An 828-nucleotide genomic window follows, 5' to 3' on the forward strand; every position below is an offset into this window, starting at 1 on the left:
CCGCCGGCGCCACCGCCGACCACAACAATTTTCTCCATGAAATGCCTCTCCTCAGTCCAGGTTGACCCAGCGGCTTTCGTCCGAGCTGGTGAAAAGCGCATCAATAATGCGCATATTGGCTTCCGCATCCCACAGCGGGGTAGGGGCCGGCGTGTCCTCCTGGATGCTCTGGCTGAAGGCGTCCACCATCAGCTGGTACTGATTGGGTTCTGGAAAGCTGAAGGTCTGCTTTTCCCCACTGATAACCAGGGTAACCCGGTTCTCATCGCCGGGTTCGGGGTTGAACGGCTTCTCCAGGCGGATCATGCCTTTCTCACCGTGGATTTCCGCCCACTGCGTAGCCTCGGTTTTGGTGGTGACGGTAAAGGTGGCGGTGCCGTCGGGGAACTCCATGATGGCCGAGGTCAGGCAGTCCACCTCGTAGCCAGCCAGTGGCTGCACGCTGCCGACCACACGCACCGGCTCTGCGCCGTAGACATGCCGGGCGGAGGAGATGCCGTAGCAGCCAATGTCCATCAGCCCGCCACCACCGATGTCCGGCAGGTTGCGGATGTTCTCATCGTCCCGGTTATTGTAGGCAAAGAAGGCGGTGTAAGTCCTTACTTGCCCCAGGTCCCCGCGCTCCAGCCATTCGCGCACATGCTGCCACTGGGGGTGGAAGCGGTACATGAAGGCTTCCATCAGCTTCTGCTTGGGGTGGGCCTTGGCCGCGGCCTTGAGCGCCTGCAGGTCTTTGACGTCCAGGCTGATGGGCTTTTCACACAGTACGTGCTTGCCCGCTTCCAGCGCCTGAATCGACAGCGGCACATGCAAGTGGTTGGGCAGGGG

The 828-nt window shown here is 61.2% G+C and carries 1 protein-coding gene; it reads right to left on the reverse strand.

All coding sequences use genetic code 11. From position 1 onward, the window contains the following. Positions 1 to 51 precede the first annotated feature (51 nt). The coding region (locus B3520_RS07715; RefSeq protein ID WP_286875806.1) for a Gfo/Idh/MocA family protein at positions 52 to 828 on the reverse strand (777 nt) is incomplete at its 5' end.

Source organism: Marinimicrobium sp. UBA4509 (genome assembly GCF_002388575.1).
GTDB lineage: Bacteria > Pseudomonadota > Gammaproteobacteria > Pseudomonadales > Cellvibrionaceae > Marinimicrobium > Marinimicrobium koreense.